17 protein-coding genes are annotated in these 19,482 nt (G+C 44.7%); 11 read left to right on the top strand and 6 right to left on the bottom strand.

What is annotated here, in order from left to right; genetic code table 11:
- Positions 1–113: 113 nt before the first annotated feature.
- From V144x_RS09965 to V144x_RS09955, 3 genes are all read right to left on the bottom strand, one after another.
- Entirely contained in the window at positions 114–1,280 is a 1,167-nt protein-coding gene (locus V144x_RS09965; protein WP_144985020.1) for a GNAT family N-acetyltransferase, read from the bottom strand.
- A gap of 931 nt (positions 1,281–2,211) precedes the next feature.
- Complete coding sequence (locus V144x_RS28945) at positions 2,212–3,888, bottom strand: hypothetical protein (RefSeq protein ID WP_144985019.1); 1,677 nt, start codon at positions 3,886–3,888, stop codon at positions 2,212–2,214.
- Positions 3,889–3,941: 53 nt separating this feature from the next.
- Entirely contained in the window at positions 3,942–4,868 is a 927-nt protein-coding gene (locus tag V144x_RS09955) for an SgcJ/EcaC family oxidoreductase (RefSeq protein WP_144985018.1), read from the bottom strand.
- 477 nt (positions 4,869–5,345) lie between these two features.
- Between V144x_RS09955 and V144x_RS09950 the strand changes: the two genes are divergently transcribed.
- Positions 5,346–5,609, top strand: a complete 264-nt coding sequence (locus tag V144x_RS09950) for a hypothetical protein (protein WP_144985017.1) — start codon at positions 5,346–5,348, stop codon at positions 5,607–5,609.
- Between the two features lie 125 nt (positions 5,610–5,734).
- On the opposite strand, the gene folD is transcribed toward V144x_RS09950, so the two are convergent.
- Positions 5,735–6,610 (bottom strand): bifunctional methylenetetrahydrofolate dehydrogenase/methenyltetrahydrofolate cyclohydrolase FolD, encoded by an 876-nt coding sequence (gene folD, locus V144x_RS09945; RefSeq protein ID WP_144985016.1) that lies wholly within the window; start codon positions 6,608–6,610, stop codon positions 5,735–5,737.
- Between the two features lie 69 nt (positions 6,611–6,679).
- Positions 6,680–7,171, bottom strand: coding sequence for a phosphatidylglycerophosphatase A family protein (locus V144x_RS09940; protein WP_144985014.1), 492 nt, complete (start codon positions 7,169–7,171; stop codon positions 6,680–6,682).
- A gap of 321 nt (positions 7,172–7,492) precedes the next feature.
- Between V144x_RS09940 and V144x_RS09935 the strand changes: the two genes are divergently transcribed.
- The 4 genes from V144x_RS09935 (at position 7,493) to V144x_RS09920 (ending at position 13,509) form a co-directional block, all read left to right on the top strand.
- Positions 7,493–9,214 carry an NADPH-dependent assimilatory sulfite reductase hemoprotein subunit gene (locus tag V144x_RS09935; protein ID WP_144985011.1) on the top strand — a complete coding sequence of 574 codons (1,722 nt, stop codon included), beginning with the start codon at positions 7,493–7,495 and terminating at the stop codon, positions 9,212–9,214.
- Positions 9,215–9,607: 393 nt separating this feature from the next.
- Positions 9,608–11,125: a 2-isopropylmalate synthase gene (locus V144x_RS09930; RefSeq protein WP_144985008.1), complete on the top strand. Its 1,518-nt coding sequence runs from the start codon at positions 9,608–9,610 to the stop codon at positions 11,123–11,125.
- A 36-nt stretch (positions 11,126–11,161) separates the two neighbouring features.
- Entirely contained in the window at positions 11,162–11,602 is a 441-nt protein-coding gene (locus V144x_RS09925; protein ID WP_144985005.1) for a hypothetical protein, read from the top strand.
- 146 nt (positions 11,603–11,748) lie between these two features.
- Positions 11,749–13,509 carry an ArnT family glycosyltransferase gene (locus tag V144x_RS09920; RefSeq protein WP_144985002.1) on the top strand — a complete coding sequence of 587 codons (1,761 nt, stop codon included), beginning with the start codon at positions 11,749–11,751 and terminating at the stop codon, positions 13,507–13,509.
- Positions 13,510–13,549: 40 nt separating this feature from the next.
- On the opposite strand, the gene mobA is transcribed toward V144x_RS09920, so the two are convergent.
- Positions 13,550–14,194: a molybdenum cofactor guanylyltransferase gene (mobA, locus tag V144x_RS09915; protein WP_144984998.1), complete on the bottom strand. Its 645-nt coding sequence runs from the start codon at positions 14,192–14,194 to the stop codon at positions 13,550–13,552.
- Between the two features lie 72 nt (positions 14,195–14,266).
- Here mobA and V144x_RS09910 point away from each other — a divergent pair, with 72 nt between their 5' ends.
- From V144x_RS09910 to V144x_RS09885, 6 genes are all read left to right on the top strand, one after another.
- Positions 14,267–14,698 carry a YkgJ family cysteine cluster protein gene (locus V144x_RS09910; RefSeq protein ID WP_144984995.1) on the top strand — a complete coding sequence of 144 codons (432 nt, stop codon included), beginning with the start codon at positions 14,267–14,269 and terminating at the stop codon, positions 14,696–14,698.
- Between the two features lie 628 nt (positions 14,699–15,326).
- Positions 15,327–15,776: an HU family DNA-binding protein gene (locus V144x_RS09905; protein WP_144984992.1), complete on the top strand. Its 450-nt coding sequence runs from the start codon at positions 15,327–15,329 to the stop codon at positions 15,774–15,776.
- Between the two features lie 449 nt (positions 15,777–16,225).
- Positions 16,226–16,444: a hypothetical protein gene (locus V144x_RS09900; RefSeq protein ID WP_144984989.1), complete on the top strand. Its 219-nt coding sequence runs from the start codon at positions 16,226–16,228 to the stop codon at positions 16,442–16,444.
- 342 nt (positions 16,445–16,786) lie between these two features.
- Positions 16,787–17,725, top strand: a complete 939-nt coding sequence (locus tag V144x_RS09895; RefSeq protein ID WP_144984987.1) for a dihydroorotate dehydrogenase — start codon at positions 16,787–16,789, stop codon at positions 17,723–17,725.
- Positions 17,726–17,806: 81 nt separating this feature from the next.
- A complete protein-coding gene (trpS, locus tag V144x_RS09890; RefSeq protein WP_144984984.1) occupies positions 17,807–18,787 on the top strand; it encodes a tryptophan--tRNA ligase in 981 nt (326 codons plus the stop codon).
- Positions 18,741–19,454, top strand: a complete 714-nt coding sequence (locus V144x_RS09885) for an MFS transporter (RefSeq protein WP_144984981.1) — start codon at positions 18,741–18,743, stop codon at positions 19,452–19,454. Before trpS ends, V144x_RS09885 begins: the two co-directional genes overlap by 47 nt.
- Positions 19,455–19,482 lie beyond the last annotated feature (28 nt).

Raw genomic sequence — 19,482 nt, 5'->3', positions numbered from 1 at the left:
GATAATCCAGGGAGGTTACCTGATTCACGTCGGATAGAAGAATAATGAATCTCAGTTGGGAATAGCAAAGGTTTCTATGGGAACAGAACACAACCACTGTTCTGACTAGCGGCTCAACTTCGTGTTGATTGCACTTCACATTCCTGGCCCGTTACCTTTTCTTCACGGCTCGAAAATCGGTCGCGGAACCAGTCAGCCACATGATGGCTTAAATTCAGGATGTTCCCCATCGTTGATTCAGGAGAATAATAGACATAACGATAAACATCCTGAATCGAGGAGTACCAGCATTTCTTGGAGTCAATCGCACCATGCCCCATATCCAGCAGCTGATCCCCTCGATCTATACTGTCATGAATTAACCGTCCGGTCAATAATCGTCCCAGTCCGTTCTTCGAAAGTGTATGATCATAACCCATACGTAACCCGTCGAGACGCCCATTGAGGTAATAATTGTAGCTGAATGCCGCTGGCTGGCCGGACAGATAAACCAGATTTAAATCCATGGCTCCTGCTTGAATCGCACTTTCGTAGGAATCTCGAAAGAACTGTGATACATTTGCGTGAGTGAGTGTAGTCCCTGTGGTGGACGATCCCTGCCAACTTTTGGCAGCAATTTTTTCACACTGTTCATAGAGATCCCAACGGGGATCTGATTCGCCGTAAGCCTCCCCCCGAGGACGATAACGCAAATATTCCACCTCGCCATCTTCGGACACCTTGCGTTCCGCCCGCAAATAAGTACGACGATCATTTCCTGATCGAGATGAGAGGTACTCCTCCCAGGTCTGATTCAGATCAAGATAAATGGTCTGGTTCCAGAGAAACTTCTGATACGACATTTTTCGCGATGTGAAGGCACGTTCTGTGGCCCCGCCATCAAAACCATCACTGTCCACTCCGCGCAGATCAATCAGATCCCAATCCCGCCGCGCGTGAACGAGATAGTCTAAAACCGACGTCAGTGTGGTTTCCGGATCAGCGGAAATCGGACCATAAACGCTACACCAGTCATCAAAGGGAAACGCCAAGATGCGACAGGGGCCAAACTTGGTTTTAATCCGGCGCACGCATAATGGTACAATCCCTGTGAATTCACCACATTCCCGGACTACCAGTACGCGTAATTTCTGGTTACCGGAAAAATGAGTCCAATAAGCTTGCAGCCATTCCATAGAACGAAAAAATGAACCACCTGGTGTCACGGACAGCAGCCGTGTCCAGTCCTGGTGATAATCGCCTAAGGCGTCGATCTCATTCAGTTCGATCACTTTTGACATTTAACCTGTTTCCCTGACCGCGGCTCTCCACTCTCAAGCTCTGCAATAAGTAATGTTCTCCTCTAACGCTTTCATGGAAATCACGTTGGGGAGTCTCTCAAATCTGTTCTAAAATCTACATTACGCACAGTTGTACCCCGTTACTATCATCAAAAAAAAATGATGTTCCCAGACACGATACTGCCGATTAATCCAGTTGTATCAGTTCTAAGAGAGAAAAGTTGACGGGACCGTTGCTCAAACGAGGAGGCTAGGATAGAGCGAGTGACACAACTGGAGATTCTCCTCCTCGAAGCCATTCGTGACACATTTTCATTGCTGACCAATATTCATCTCAGAGTTCGATTTCGGATCTTGTAAAATGTGATTTCTGAAATCGTTTACATTTTGCTTCTTAGAGAACTGATTCAGGTTTGGTCTCATATGAACATTGCTCAGTTGCGAAATCAAACCAAAACAAAATCGACCTGTGTCTCTATTTACATTCGTTCCTGTATGAGTAGCAATTCATATTAAATAGCTTGAATTGATCTGGCGTCGTAAGGGGTGTGAAAACGTTTGAGAACGAGATGAAGCAGACCTGAAATCATGCCATCTGGTTGCGAAGTGAGTTGATAACAGGGAAAAAAGAGTGCTCAATTTGAAGATGTGAAAAGTGTTTAGATTGCCCCTCGCAAAAACAAGTGCTTTTCATAGTACTCATAGTCACAGGAGGGAATGGACTCACCCAAAAGAACGATTCCTCACGCGCGCGACGCAGATCGCGCAATTTACTGAGTTCCGCGTCTGTGTCAATGCATAAAAAAATGCCCTGTTTTCAAGGGCATTTTTGTTAAGTTCCTTATTCTCGAAAATGTCAATAGAATCTCAGATCAAACGAATTGCGACATTCTCAAAATGAGTCCTGTTCATTATCGAGTCTATGCTGCTTTTACGACGTAGCCGCCGGTGGTGCGGGTACATCAGGTTGCTGCTGCAGATCTTTCAGATAATCATTGAGCAACTTATAAGTCGTTTGAAATTCCGGTTTCTTAGTCAATGCTTGATATTTGGAATCTGTCTGGATCTGCTGATAGCGTTTGATGACTGCTTCCAATTCCGCTTGAGTTGGAACTGCTGTCGTTGAATATACGCTCTCGGGTAGCGCCAGATAGGACTTCCAAGAGTCATCCAGTGTTTTTTCCAATTCCGTGTAGGCGGAAACCAGTTCATTTTTCATTGAATCATTCTGGATTTCCTGTTGTGCCAATTTGGCTGTCTCCTGATCAATTCGCTGCATATTCCAGGTTTCAGAAACACCTTCACTGAAATAGATAATGACTTTTGACTGATCTTTCGTAAGACTGTCCAAGCCAGTTTCCATCGTGATGGCATCTTCTTCGCCAACCTTCCAGGCAACACGCTGATTCTTTTCATCGATGGCTCCCTGCAAAGGCAGAGTGATATCGCCCTCTTTTTTATAGTAGGTACCCGCGACAGCGCCATTTTTCCCGACAGCCAATTGAACGGTCACATCAACTTCCTCTACACCTTCCGGAAGGATGGCAAAGACGCCAACTGACATCCACTCATCTGCCTCATCAGGTGGTGGCACACTCTCTGCAATCTGATTCGCTTGTGCTTCATACTCTTCGACAGGAGCGACTTGAACGCCATCGTTATAGACATAACCATCACTGACTGTGTAGTTATAGACGACGGGTGTTGTCACCGCGCTATAACCGATCCAGGCTGCGACGCCTCCAAAAGTGGCCCATGCCCAGGGTCGATAACCATATCTGTAATAGTGATAGTATGGTCGATATCGATAGCCAGGACGGTATCCGTGCCAGTATCCGGGAGGATAATACGGTCTATTTCCATAACCGGGTCGGTTCCCCGGAGGACGATTGCCAGGAGGTCTGTTTCCTGGTGGTCGATTCCCCGGCGGTCTACCTGCCCCTGGTTTTCCTGGTTTGCCTCCGCCTGGTTTCAATCCGGGTTTTCCTGTACCTGGTCTGTTTCCGTTTCCAGGACCCGTTCCTGGCCTGTTCCCCCCAGGACGATTCCCACCAGGGGTAAGTCCCGGTTTTCCACCTCCAGGTTTTGTGCCAGGACGTGTGCCGGGAGTCCCACCCGGTCGTGTTCCAGTTCCCGGTCTCAGGCCTGGGTTTCCGCTTCCCGGTTTTGAACCAGGTCTACTAGTTCCAGGGATTCCCCCAGGTCGTGTTCCGCTCCCGGGTCGTAATCCCGGATTACTGGAACCCGATCCGGGACGTGTTGAAGGTCGTGTACTAGGCCTTGAAGTACTGGGACGTCGATTCGAAAAATCGAGAGTCTTTCCCGGTTGTGAAGGTCTTGATGGTCGTGCTGAAGGTCGAGTTGATGGAGAAGGTCGTGATGGCATACTGGGACGACTACGTGAGGGTGTCCTACTGGGTCGGCTCATCGAAGGACTACGCGATGGTCGCGAAGGAGCTGGCCGTGATCGCGCACCACCTCGAGACATGCCTCCCCGGCTGCCTCCGCGTCCGCCACCACCTCGTCCGCCTCGTTGGGCAAAACAATCCAGCTCGCAAACAAATAACATCACCAGAGCGGCCAAAGCCAACGCACTAATCTGTTTCATCAATTCAACCTATTCGATCGTGATAAGAGAAGATCTATTTTTTGAGCTATTTATTATGGAGCAATCGCAGGAGGTAGACGAACGACTTTCACCTGCTCGATATCAGGTTCATGTTCCTGACCCACAATTCTGTTTTTGGATTCCCAAAGAAAACTATCATCATTAATGATGGTATAAATGTTTGTCGCAGAGGCGTGTCTGCCATCTTGAAGAACGCTGCTTTTACGTACGATCCATTGGTTCCCCTTCTGTGACCAATAACCTTCCGCAACGCCTCCATCTGAGTCAAACGTCCAACTTTTGATTTGTTTTCGGATCGGATCCCAACCAACGCGCTGTGAACCGGAAAGCACAATGCGACCGTTCAAATTTACTTTAAATTTACGGATGATGAAATTTTTATTCTTACTCCAGACTGCTGAAGTATAAATGCTGGATGATTCATCCTTATCAACCCATTCACCGAGCATCCATTCCAAATGTTTTAAGTGCTCATAATTAGATGGCACTTCTACTGCTGACTCTCGAACTGATGTAAGTAACCACTTGCCATCTTTTTTGACCCGAATCGCTGAAAAGCGCCCCATGACTGGTTTTCCAGGTGGAGGAGGATCAACTTCAGAGGTCCCGTCAATCAAAACCACATCGGGTTGAATAAAGCGAATCGATTTGGGGTGAACCTGAACTTTGCGGCCATAACTGTTATGAAAATATCGTTCGAACTCGTTCTTAATTGCCTCACGACCGGAATAAACCGTACCAGTTTCATCAATGTAGTCACCATCTTCATCCCACATGGTGGCAATCGCGTCGGCATCGCGATGATTGAAAGCTTTGATAAACGCCTGACCTGCTGCCTGAATGGCTTTCAGATCTGCACTCGAATCACTGGATGATTGAGCTACAGAAGGGTCTTCGCAGAATGCATTAACGATACCTGAAATAAAGACGAGCGTCGCCAAAGTCACAGTCAATCTCATAATCTTGCTCCCGGAAGACAGAAACACTTTTAAGTAAATAGTGTCTCTGCTACAGGTTAACTAGAGTGGGAGCCTCCTTACACAATCTCCTCGAACACTCTTTGTCCGCTCTACTCCTTCAAGATATGTCTGGATTTTGTGAAAGTCAACAAGAAGTAAGAAAGACTGCAAAAATAGCGAAATAAACAAACATTAGTAAACTGGGAATCTATTTCACGATATAGCCGGACTGTCTGTAACCCTATTCATGCTCGGTTTGATTCGTAAATCACCTGTTTCTGAGGTTTTTGAAAAATTAACCAAATCTTTGGAATAAATCACTCAAAAGAAGTCTCTTAATTTGTATAGGGGGGTCTTGTTTGATTATGGAGAACAGACCTGAAACAGGGTTTCCTTCAATCATTACTGAATCAAACCCGGTTTGTGAGATTCTCATTCTTACAAATCAGATATTCAATTGAGAAACGGAGAACAGAGATGAAATTACTGTCGACATTGGCAATGTTACTGGGAATCACATTATTCTTTGCTGGTTGCACAAAAACAGAAACAACTACTGAGCCTGCTCCAGCACCAGCTGAAGTTCCTGTAGGTGACCCACCAGCTGAAGGCGAAAAACCAGCTGAAGGTGAAAAGCCAGCTGAAGGTGAAAAGAAAGACGAGCCTAAGCCTGAAGAAGCTGCCAAATCAGAAGAAGCAAAGCCTGAAGAAGGTAAAAAAGACGAAAAGAAGCCTGAGTAATCTGCTTCTGCCATTTTTAAATTATGGCACATTACAAAGAAAACTCTCCTGGAAAACCGGGAGAGTTTTTTTACTTCCGTTTTGCGAGTCAATCAAAAGCAGCTTCTTTCAATCTCCTGGTTAATCTAGTGTCGATCAACCTCTGAAAGAATGCGGGCAGCCGTTAATGTATTTTTCAATAACATGGCAATCGTCATCGGCCCGACTCCTCCCGGAACGGGTGTAATCGCAGAAGCGATCTCTTTGACCGATTCAAAGGCCACATCTCCAACGAGCTTTTCGTTAACACGATTGATCCCGACATCAATGACAACAGCGCCCGGCTTCACCATATCAGCAGTCACAAATTCAGGCTTACCGATGGCTGCGATGATGATATCTGCGGACTTTACAATCTCTTTTAAGTTTTGAGTTCTACTATGGCAAATCGTAACAGTCGCATCTGCCCCAAGACCACGCTGAATTAGCAGCATTGCCATTGGTTTGCCTACAATCTCGCTACGACCTAAAATCACGGCATGCTTGCCAGCTGTCTCCATTTCAGTAGAAAGAATCATCTGCTGAATTCCGTACGGAGTACACGGCAGATATCGAGGACGTCCCTGAACAATCAAGCCTACATTTTCCGGATGAAAAGCATCGACATCTTTTAAGGGGTTGACCACATCCAGAATCGCCACTTCATCAATATGCTTTGGTAGTGGCAACTGGACTAAAATGCCATGCACACCTTTGTCAGCATTTAACTCCTGCACCAGCTTAAGCAACTCATCTTGTGTCGTTTCTGCAGGTAATCGTTTCAGAGTACTCTGAATTCCTGCTTTTTCGCAGGCACGCTGTTTATTTCTGACATAAACGGCACTGGCTGGATCTTCTCCGACTAAAATAGCAGTCAAATGTGGAACGATTTGAGACTGCTCTTTGAACTGGGCTACTTCTTGAGCCACCTGTTCGCGAAATGTTATGGCCAGTTTTTTGCCATCAATGATTTCTGCTGACACTCTGCCAATTCCTTGAAAAATTTCAGATACCCTCAAAGTTGACCACAAGATAACGAATCGGTCAGAAATCTAAAACCACCCCAAAACAATTAATGTTCCGTAAAGACAAATCGCCGCATAAATGGCGGCAACATAGTCATCCGCCATAATTCCCCAACCACCATGAATTCGATCAAAAAAACGAACCGGCCAAGGTTTCCAGATGTCAAACAATCGGAACCAGAGAAACGCAATGATTGAAATCCATAGATAATTCGCAGAGCTGGGCCAATAGACCACAGGTATCAACACCACAGTGAACGCAGCGATTTCATCGAAAACAATACATCCAGGATCGTCTAAACCCAGAATTTTTGCTCCTTGATTACAAACATAGACCCCAACCAAAAAAAGAACCACTGTCAGTATTAGATAGACAGGAAACGCCAGATTCCAATAGAGAATCCCCATGACTAACAAAGGGCCTAACAAACTGCCAAATGTGCCGGGAGCATGCGGCGCATAACCTATTCCCAGCCCTGTAGCTAGCAACAGAATGAATTGCTCTTTGATATTTCTCATAAATGATAATTACTAAACCAGCAATTTCTCTGCTGTGAGGGACATAAAAAAAGTCACTATTCAAGATAATCTAACTCGTTTATACTTCCTGAAAGCGTAGTTTTCTCTGGTACAAATGAACAACCCACTTTTAATTAAGCAGTATACTATATAGCCTGACAAGTCTGAACGGCCCATTACATTCATTCATGGATCGTATCTGAATCGTCCGATATTGCCAATTAAATTCAAGTGAGACCTACCAAACCAGTCACTCAGAATCGCTTCCTGTGAAGTTTGAATCTGAATGCCGTTTCGACCACATCAACCAGGATTGATTATATGACATCTCCAGAAGGCCCTAAGCTTTCCAAACTGGAAGCTCTGAAAGATGGCAGCCACCAGCTTCGTGGAACCATTGCTGAAGAATTACAGAATGACAGTAATGAATTTACTGCTGATTCCACACAAATTTTGAAACATCACGGAACTTATCAACAGGATGACCGTGATTTGAGAAAAGCCAAAAATCCAGATGGAACACGTAAAGGTAAGGCTTATAGTTGTATGATCCGAACCCGGGTTCCTGGTGGGAAAGTAACAGCAGAACAATTCCTGGCCGAATTGGATCTTTGTGAACAGTACGGCGATGGTACCGTTCGTTTAACAACGCGACAGGGATTTCAACTGCATGGGGTTATCAAAGGTAACCTTCGAGCAGCCATCAAAGGGATCAATGTTTCCAAGCTGACCACTTTGGCTGCCTGTGGTGATGTCAACCGGAATGTTATGGCCTGCCCTGCTCCCTATAAGAATAATTCTGTTTTCGATGCCATGCAGGATATGGCGTATGCTATCGCGGAACACCTCAAACCCAAAACGACATCTTATTTTGACTTATGGATTACAGACGAAGAGGGCAACAAAACCAACGAAGCAGAATTCCAACCCGTAGAAGAACCAATCTATGGTAAAGTCTACCTGCCTCGAAAATTCAAGATCGGTATTGCACTCCCTGAAGACAATTGTGTTGATATTTATACTCAAGACATCGGCCTATTAGGAATTGTAGAAAATGATCAAATCATTGGATACAACTTCTATGTTGGCGGTGGAATGGGAGTAACTCCCAGTAATAAAAAGACCTATGCCGCTCTCGCAAAGCCGCTTGGATTCGTTGAAAATGATCAGGTACTCGCGGTCGCCGAAGCAGTTGTCAAAGTTCAACGTGATTTTGGAAACCGTGAAGACCGAAAACAGGCTCGTATGAAATACCTGGTGAATAACTGGGGAATTGAGAAGTTTCGGGAAAAAGTAGCTGAATACCTGGGTGCCCCGATCACAGATCCTCGCTCAGTCGAAGTGACAGGGATAGATGATCACATGGGATGGCACGAACAGGGAGATGGCAAATTATTCCTCGGTGTGAATATTGAAAACGGTCGTATCAAGGATGCCGGTGACCTCAGAATTAAAACCGGCCTGCGAAAGATTCTGGAAACATACAAATTTGAAGCCCGAATCACTGCAAAACAGAGTGTGATTTTCTGCGATATCGATCCTTCTGATCGAGACGCGATTGATCAAATACTGGTAGAGCATGGTATGAAAAAAGCGGATGAATTGACTCTGATTCGTCGATTCTCGATGGCTTGTCCTGCTTTACCAATGTGTGGTCTCTCGGTAACAGAATCGGAACGAGTAATGCCGGAACTGATTACAGAATTTGAAGAAGAACTGGCTCGCCAGGGACTTCAAGATGAGCGGATCTCTGTCAACATGACTGGTTGCCCCAACGGGTGTGCTCGCCCTTATATCCCTGATATCGGTCTGGTTGGAAAAGCGGTCGGAAAATACACCCTTTTTCTCGGAGGCAATTCTCTGGGGAACCGTCTGGCATTCATCTATGACGACTTAGTCCCCCTGGGCGAAATCACCAGCCGACTCTCTCCTGTACTTGAATATTTCAAGGAGGCACGTCAGGCAGGTGAATCATTTGGAGATTTCTGCCACCGAATTGGTAAGGAGTCGTTACAGGAAAAAGCAGGTTTGGCAGCGAAATAATCAACATCGCCTTTTAATGATCATTAAGTCATTTTCACGAACCTTAATGAACCGTAGCTGTCTTACATTTTACTAAAATCGCCCCAGAACGGGTTGACCATCGTTATAAGAGCCTGTAGATTATCTGCATAAAGAGGCAGCGAATCTGCTATTATACATGTAAAATAAAGTGAATAGAGTCTGATGCAAATCCACAATCTACTAAGCCTGAGCCTACTATTAAACCTGCTTACCCAAGCCAGGTCCTAGGTTCTTTTGTACGATTGTTAATCAAAAACAACAAAACCCTGAGACCAGAATTGGCCTCAGGGTTTTTTATTTTACCTGCTGGTACTATTCTGGTCTCTCATTAGCTCCCTGACCGGGAGTGGAACTAAATAATGGAGCAAACCAATGTCCGATGACACCGTTATGATTTTCGACACCACCTTGCGAGATGGTGAACAGTCCCCTGGTTGCAGCATGACAACCTCTGAAAAGATGAAAGTAGCCGGGGAACTTGTGGAGCTGGGTGTCGATATCATTGAAGCAGGCTTTCCGATTGCCTCTCCAGGCGATTTCGAAGCGGTTCAAAAAATCGCCCAGGAATTTGGCAGCCAGACAACAATCTGCGCCTTGGCACGCTGCCGCAAAGATGACATTGATCGTGCCTGGGAATCGTTGAAAGAAGCCGAAAAATCACGGATCCATGTTTTTCTGGCGACTAGCTCAATCCATCGTGAGCATAAATTAAAAATGAATAAGGAACAAATCGTGGAAACGGCCGTGGAAATGGTTAAGCGGGCCCGCGCTTATTGTGCTGATGTCGAATTCTCGCCGGAAGATGCCGCCCGCACTGAAAAAGACTTCCTCTGTGAAGTTGTTGAAAAGGCAATTGAAGCTGGCGCCACCACTGTCAATATTCCTGACACGGTCGGCTATGCGACCCCTGCACACTACCATGGGGTAATCACAACGCTCAAGCAAAACGTCCCCAATATTAATAAAGCGATCATCAGTACGCACTGTCATAATGATCTTGGATTGGCTGTTGCCAACAGCTTGTCAGCTGTCGAAGCTGGAGCAAGACAGATTGAGTGCACCGTCAACGGTCTCGGAGAGCGCGCAGGAAACTGTGCTCTGGAAGAAGTCGTTATGGCTTTAAAGACACGGTCTGATTACTACGGTTTACATACGAATATTAATACAAAGCGTTTGTATCCGATTAGCCACCTCGTTTCGACCGTGACTGGCATGACCGTGCAACGCAATAAGGCGATTGTGGGGAAGAACGCATTTGCCCATGAAGCTGGCATTCACCAGCATGGGGTGTTGCAGGAACGCACGACTTACGAAATCATGCATCCGGAAGATGTCGGCTACATCGGTACTAACCTTGTGCTGGGGAAACACAGCGGACGACATGCATTTCGTGACCGTATCCAGTCATTAGGACACAACCTCGATGATGAAACATTCCAGCGAATCTTTGATGAATTTATCGCGCTGGCTGACAAGAAAAAAGAGATCTATGATTCCGACATCATTGCCTTGATTGAGAACCAGGTAACTGATACGCCTGAAAAATGGAAAATCGCGCGGTTTCACACTTCTGCAGGAACAGGCACAATCGCTACTGCGACAATAGAACTGAGCGATGAGAATGAAAAGATCCACTGTGATGCCGCAACCGGTGATGGCCCCGTTGATGCTGTTTTCCGTGCTCTCGAACGAATTTCAGGAATCTCAGGTGTATTGGAACAATACCATGTGGGTAGCGTTTCCAGCGGAAAAGACGCGCAAGGTGAAGTTCGAGTGGAAGTTCTGATTAACGGAAAGCTGTATACAGGCCGCGGTGTGAGCACAGACATCATCGAATCGAGTGCCAAAGCTTATTTACAAGCAATCAATAAGGCGGCAGCTAAGCAGTAAAATTGAGCGTTTTACATTTACCAATATGAGTCAGAAATGACATATCACGATCCTGAATCACAACCTAGACTGGTCAAAGGCAGGACAATCGTCTTCAGCCTCTTGATTTTCGGACTGTTGATGTCAGGATCGTTGTATGTTTTTCAGGCTGTGAACTCGTTCAAATTTGCAGGGACTCAAAAAGCGCTGGATCTAAAATTTCCCAACTCAAAACCGCGTGTCGAGGGTGGACGGCTCAAGGGAAAACAAGAAAATCCTGCTACGTTACGTATCACTATGGCGGTTTCTTTTAACCCCGACCAAAATGAAGATCGCCTTCAAAAAATGTCGGATCAAATCCTGGAAATTGCAGCTGAGAATCTCAATCTCAACGAATATGAATTGGCAGAACTACATTTTTATCAAGCAATTCCCGAACAAAAAATTATTATGCGGGAAATCAAACGCGACCTCAAAACGTGGTTGGATCAGCAATAACAATCTTCGTTTGTGCGAAGCAGCCTTTTCGGCTTGACTGAACTCTTCCATAGTAGAATCTCTTTCTTGTAATTCGCGATCAAGCTATTATCAAAAGGAGATTTTAAAATAAGCCCCACCTTTTTCGCGCTGAAGTCTGGACTGATATGCCAAATTTGAAGGATCAATTACAAACCAGTAAAGGATTCTGGTCTATCATCGGGTCAATGCTATTGATTCAATTCGGTCTGGGACTGTTTACTGCTCATAAATTAACTGTCACTCACGATGAGTACTGGCATCTACCGGTCGGATTCCTTTCATGGGAAACAGGGAAATTTGACTATGATCGCTTGAATCCCCCATTCATTCGCACTTGGTCGGCGATACCTCTCTTATTCACCTCTGCTGAAAGTGGCCAGCCTCCTTATTCCTCCGACCCTGCTGATTACGGTGATGCGTTTCTCGAAACAAACCCACAGAATTATCAACAGTACTACTTTCTTGGCCGGTGCATGATTCTGTTATTATCGGTCGCGACAGGTGTATTATTAGCGATCTGGGCGCGCGAACTCTATAGTCCCTCAGCAGCTTACCTGGCTGTGTTTCTGTGGTCGATGAGTCCTAACGTTCTAGCTAATGCCACGTTGGGAACTCAGGATCTGGCAATCACGGGATTCTTTCTGGCAACCGTTTATTGTGGCTGGAAATTTGCATTGAACGTCTCCTGGAAGTGGGCGCTCATAACGGGTGCCGTTCTTGGTTTGGCACAAATCACGAAATTTACGGCCATTCTCTTACCCCTCATATTAATTCTTCAATGGTTTATCCTCAGGTACAAAAATAAGACATTAGAAAACAATCTCTCTAAGAGAAGCATTCTCGCAAAATGGGGAGGATTGATATTAACCAGTTGGTTCATTTTAAACGCCGGCTATTTGTTTCAAGGGACATCCCAGCAAATTAGTGCTTACCAATTTCAGAGTTCAGAATTAAAAACGTTAAATCAGCTCCCTCCGTTCATTCAAACGATACCTTTGCTGTTGCCTCGGGATTACTTAATGGGCTTTGATCTGCAGCGTTTTATTATGCAGCAATCACATCCGACCTATCTGAATACAGAATGGAAACTCGACGGTTTTCATAGCTACTACATCTGCGCCTTATTATACAAGCTGCCACATGCCGTTCAGTTCTTGCTGTTATTGGCCATTTTTCTATGGTTCAAACAACGAAACCATAACGACGATATGTCTCTCAAAACTCTCGGAACGCTGTTCGCACCTGTGATTTTATTGATACTCATCGCCAGTTTTTCTAAAAATCAACTGGGCTTACGTTACATCCTTCCCGTTTTCCCGTTTCTATTTCTCTTTATTTGTCCATTGGCCAAGCATTTGGATTTTCATAAGCACAAACTATATTCTTACCTGGTAATAGTCGCAGTCGTCCCATTACCATTATCACTGCGCTATGCCCCCGATCACTTGGCCTATTTTAATGAACTATCAGGGAGCCCTGAAAATGGTGCCCAACACTTAATCGATTCCAACCTCGATTGGGGACAAGATCTATACCTTCTGAAACAATATGTTGATAACAATGCGCTAGATGACATTGGGGTGGCCTATTTTGGAACGATTCCCCCATCATCTCAGGATATCAATTATCATTTACCTCCTGAATTACGACCAGCCCCCGGGCTTTATGCCATTAGCGCAAGTCTCATACAGGGACGGCCCTACTCTGCCAGAAAACCAGATGGCAGCCGTCATAATATTGGCCTTGATATGTTGGGGTATTTTCGGTTTTTCGAACCCAAAGCACGGCTGGGCTATTCGATCAACTTGTATGAGTTGACTCCGGAGGACGTGGCACGCTGGGAGATGGCAGTCATTCGTGCTAACCGTGGTTCCTACCCTCAATAATCGATTAGTTTAATTCTGATGACCCGCCAAATGATCTAACCTAAAAGGGTATTTTCGTTGAGTTATCTAATCCAGTTTCCCTTAGAAGTTCGAAGTACTGCTCTCGTGTATTAATATTCTGTAATCCTCGAAGCTCAGGATCAATTTCGCGCAGCACATCTGCTTTGAGAAAACATGCTTTCGCGCTCTCAGCCAAATCGATGGGCCGTCGCTGGTTTGAGTTCAATAAATGATAGATCTGCTCAATCAATGATGTCCGATAAACGGCAGCCAGCGGATGATACCATTTCCCTTCCTGAACCATAACCAGTTGATTCTCACCCAAGGCAGAAATGATCTTTGTGATGAACTTAACATCAATCAACGGTGTATCACAACCTGATACAAAAGCAGCATCACACCGATCTTTCAATGTATCTAATCCGTGTGCAATCGCAGGTAGGGGGCCTGCTCCGGTTTCTTTATCAAAAATAACAGTGACCGATTCTGGCAACTCAGGTAATTTCTGTTTCTGCGAGGCAACAACAATTACTGGCGAGACAGTATCAGAAACGACCCTGACCACTCTTTGTAACATCAACTCATTTCCCATAGGAAGCCATGCTTTGGGATAATCCATGCGGGAACTTTCACCACCACAGAGAATCATTCCACCGATCTTTGTTTCTTTGCTAATATTTGACATATACCCACGAGTAACTTACAAAAAGAGATTTAAAACCACAGTTTCACACAACACAGAAAAGCGAATTGGAAAATGAGTGATCAGAATTCTGAACAAACTCCCTGGTATCGAGAAGGTTTGAATTTTACATGTACGCAATGTGGTAATTGTTGCACCGGTGCCCCCGGAGTTGTTTGGGTAGAAGACTCAGAAATTGAAGCCATTGCAGAACTAACGGGCAAATCCAAAGGCGAAGTATTGTTAATGCACACACGACTTTACGCAGGGAGGCGATCATTAACAGAATATGCGAATGGCGATTGTACATTCTTTGATCCAGAAAAGAGATGCTGTACTGTTTATGAAGCACGTCCCACACAATGTCGCACCTGGCCTTTCTGGAAATCAAATCTTGAAAGTGAAGCGAGCTGGAAATCACTTACACCAGAATGCCCTGGTGCAGGAAAAGGAGCTTTCGTAAGCTTTGATGAAATTCAAAAACTTGCAGCACAAAGTGACTTATGAACTTTGAATTATTTTTCACTCATGAATCTCAGATGAAGCTAATCTTTTGCTTACGTCTGCTTGAGTCAAATCAGATTTCATCATGTTCTGAAAACACGTTACGGACTGTCGAATAAGTTAATTCACCTTGAGTCACAATTGAACGACAAATAATTTCCGTTAATTAAGTATCTATCTTTAAAGACTTTGTAACGCTGAAATCGTACTAAAGTGGCTCTCCACATCCCTTTTTACCAATTTCGTTTGAAGTTTGTAAAAAAAATCTTTATGAGCCGATTTCAGTGTAAACGAAGGTGCAATCATTTACTTATAGATCTTTTGTTCATAGAAAATTATTCTCTTATTCCCTTTATTTAAAATGACTTACAAGAATTCGTTTTTATTTTAAATGATGTAGAGCATCTCAGACTGGGAATAACAAAAATTACTTTCCACTAGTGAAAAACTGTCTAAGAACCCTCTGATTGTTGTTGCCAGCCAAAGATCGGTCTTGACTTACTGTTCAATTGTGGGAAATAATCTATCGTGACACTAAGTCGTGTAACCCATTACAGTTGAGACGGCTCTGAATTGCCCAATGGAAGGGCGTAGCTGTCCGACGGCTTCTCAGAATTGGGAGAACCCAGTCGTGACGAAAAAAGAGATTGTCAAAGTGATTTCGGAAGAGATTGGTCTGACGCAACTCAAAACCAAAGAGATTGTGCAAAAAACGTTTGACGCCATTGTCGACACACTTGTGACCGACAAGCGCATTGAACTCCGCAATTTTGGCGTATTTGAAGTCAAAAAGCGGGCTGCGCGTAAGGCAAGAAATCCACGGACAGGAGAACGTGTCGACGTAGAAGAGAAATATGTCGTAACGTTTAAACCTGGAAAGGAAATGGAAAAACGAGTACGTGATCTGGAAGAAGAAGCAGCCAGACTGAAAGCCGCTGCTTCACAACCTCAGGTGGGAAATCCTGCGGCGACATCTCAACCGCAACAATCACCACCGGCGGCTCAACAGTCTCCAGGTTCTCCACAAGTAGGTACCTACAATAACGGTTCTTATGCGTCGGGAACTCAACATACTCCTTAAGTCTGTTTCCTAAAGAGTTTAATGTTGAAAGAACTGGTATGAACTTTCTCATGACCGGTCTGTTTTGAATGTACGAAGACAGACCGGTTTTTTTATGAGTTGTCAATTACAGAAAACTCTCTCAATATAATTAACAAATGGACCGTAATCTCGCCGTTTTTTGTCCGTAAATCCTGTTAAATAGCCCTGATAAGTAGATTCACCACAATAATTGGAATAATCCGCATTTTTTACCAAAGTCTCCTGGCCTGATTGTCGATAAAACGACCTAGAGAAGATTAAATGTGGCATTTATAATCCCACCTCTTCAAACTCCTCCTTAATTACATTTCAGCACTTTAACACCTTCGATATTGGTTTGATGCCTTCTATTCAATGGTTTGAATTAAGGGATCTCTGCCTGGGATTCACACCAGCATATATGGAACAACCATATCATGGAGAAAAAAATGCGTAAGTTTCTATTGGCCAGCATGTTAGTTGCAATGTCCTTCACTCAGGTCGGATGTGTAGTTCCTATCTACTCTTCATCCAGAGATGATCGTGCTCGCCAATTAATCTTTCAATCAGAAAGTATGCGGCACATCCCCAAAATCTGGGAACGAATCTGGGGGCTGGATATGCCTGATGTAGCCACACCATATCGAACACATGGTGGAGTGATTTAAGCTAAGTTTGTCATAGCGTACATGGCTTTTCGATCATTCAATGATTTCGCCTACGAAATTGAAAATCGCAATAGTAAATTGTTCTGAGCTGCCAAAAAATTTTTTTTGGCAGCTTTTGTGCGTTTAAGGTTTATGTTTTCAGTAGCGCACTTACTGGCTCTCACTATCTAAGCACGCTAAGATAGCCTTCTGTGGGTCTTTAACGATCCCTTCACAGTCTAATAACGCAGTGCAATGATTTGATAACTAGCCTTAGTACTTGGCGGTTTGCAGGGCACTTATCCCGTAATCAACTTAAAAGGAACGATCATGTAGCCTCTGGCTGCACCGGATGAGACTCCGATGAACGCCCCTACCCAAACGGATCTATTATCAGTTACTCTGAACCGCCTGCATCTGAAAAATCCTATTCTGGTCGCATCGGGTACATTTGGCTATGCTCGAGAAATGGAACCATTCCTCGACTTCTCCCAACTCGGTGGAATTATTCCCAAGACAATTACGACAGAACCACGAATTGGAAACCCTCCGCCACGGACCATTGAAACGAGTGCAGGACTATTAAATTCGATTGGTTTAGATAACGATGGAATCGATCTGTTTCTGGAAAAACATCTCAACTATCTCGCCTCGCTCGATACCTCGTTAATCGTCAACATAGCAGGCCGCACCATTGATGAGATGGCAGTGATGGCTGCACGACTTAATTCCTTTCAAGATCAGATTGCAGCATTGGAATTAAATATCTCTTGCCCGAATGTCAGTGGGGGCGTTGATTTTGGCACACAACCAGATTTGACAGAGAAAATGCTCAAACAGGTCACTGAGAGCTGTCAGCTGCCCATCATTGCGAAATTGACTCCTAATGTAACCAGTGTCGTTGAAATTGCGCAGGCAGCCGCCTCAGGAGGTGCTGATGCTGTCTCTCTGATCAATACGGTTCAAGGAACGGCGATCGACTGGCGTCAGAAAAAGCCCATTTTGGGAGGCGTGTTTGGTGGCCTCAGCGGTCCGGCCATTAAGCCAGTCGCACTAAGAATTGTCTGTCAGGTTTCCCGTGCATTAGACATTCCGATCATCGGTGTCGGGGGCATTGCCAACATTGACGATGTCATGGAATTCATCGTCGCAGGTGCCTCCGCTGTTCAAATTGGTACAGCCAATTTTTATAACCCAGGTCTGGCAACACAATTGGTTGGAGAACTGAAACAAGTTGTCCTTGAGGAAAAATGCACACAAGTGAGTGAACTTGTAGGATCTCTCGTGTATCCTGAAAGATAACCAACTTGCCAATTGTTTTACTCTTACAGTAACCCAGTTTTAATCAACAATTGATTATATAGCGAAAAAGAGAACTGACTCATGCGTGTGTTATCGGGAATTCAGCCAACAGGCCGCTTTCATTGGGGGAATTATTTCGGAGCGATCAAGCAATACATTGATCTGCAAGACAATGATCAGGCCTTTTATTTCATCGCAGATTTACATGCATTAACCACAATTCGAGATGCGGATCAGCTCCGACAGAACACACAGGAAGCTGCCATCGATCTGCTTGCCCTGGGTCTGGACCCCAAACGGGCCACACTGTTTCGACAATCAGATATTCCCGAGGTCACCAGTTTGACATGGATTTTAATGACGATCACTCAAATGAGCCTTTTGGAAAAATGTCATGCTTACAAAGATAAAAAAGCGAAAGGCATTGCCGCTGATGCAGGGTTATTTACGTATCCAGTTTTAATGGCAGCAGATATTTTACTGTACGACAGCGATCTAGTTCCCGTAGGCCAGGATCAAATCCAACATGTCGAAGTGACACGAGATCTGGCACAAAGGTTTAACACTCTGTTTCGTGAAACAATCACCATTCCAGAATCAAGAGTACTGGATTCTTCAGCAAAAGTACCAGGTATCGATGGCGAAAAAATGTCAAAAAGTTATCGCAATGTCATTGAAATTTTTGAGCCCCCTAAAAAACAACGTAAAAAAGTGATGTCCATCAAAACAGACTCTGCAACTCTGGAAGACCCCAAAGACCCAGATAGCTGTTCGGTATTCGCTCTCTATAAATTGTTCGCAAATGAGAGTCAACAGGCAGAGCTGGCAGCCCACTATCGTGCGGGAGGCATGGGTTATGGCGACGCCAAACAGGCGGTTCATGAAGCGGCTCTCGAATACTTTGGGGAAGCAAGAGAAAGGCGAGAACAACTTTCAGGAGACATCGACACAGTGAATGACATTCTCAGTGAAGGAGCGAAAACCGCCAGAGAAAAAGGCAAGGAAGTCCTGGAACGTGTTCAATCCGCCTGTGGTTTATCCACTGCGCATTTCTCCCTATGAAGTCGAAACTATGACGGATCAGTCTGCAGAACCTCAACAACAGCCGAATCAAAAAGCCAGCTTTATTCAATGGTTGATCATCGCAACGGTACTGATAACGGCCCTTTCTCTGTTGGCAGTCCATCTCCCTGAACGTCTCAAACTCCTACTCGTCTATGCTGTAGTCTATGGATTAATTTCAGGTGGTGTTTTAACGACCTTGGCGATCAAGTTTGGACTCTCTGTTAAGAAGAAATTGATTCTGGTCATTGTTTGTTTGACCATTTTGGGTCAATCACTCGTTCTGTACTTATCTCACCAACGCTATCGAGAAATGACGCTAAAACGGTTCAAAGCTGATCAAACATCGTTTGCAATCGACCGCGTGATTGCAACCAGTGAACCACCGGAAGATCCTAAAGCACGAAAAGACTATGAGCAGGTGTTAAAACAGATTCAAGAAGCAAAAACGGAACGGAGAAAAAGAGAAAAGGATCTACTCAAAATCTCATCCTACTTAAAACATCGGATTTCTGCCATCGCCAACCTGAAGGCTCCCTGGCCTCATCTCTTCTGGTTCATTGAACTGATTCTGTGTTGTTTGGCAGTCATCTGGGCCAGTCAGCAAGTTGTTCGATCTGACTCAAATAATACTTCTGCTGAAAAGAGTATTGAATCAAAGAGTTGAATGACGTCTCTACTCTTGTTAATTTGGT

Source organism: Gimesia aquarii, from assembly GCF_007748195.1.
In the GTDB taxonomy this organism is placed as follows: domain Bacteria; phylum Planctomycetota; class Planctomycetia; order Planctomycetales; family Planctomycetaceae; genus Gimesia; species Gimesia aquarii.
This window is presented reverse-complemented; position numbering and strand designations above follow the sequence as displayed.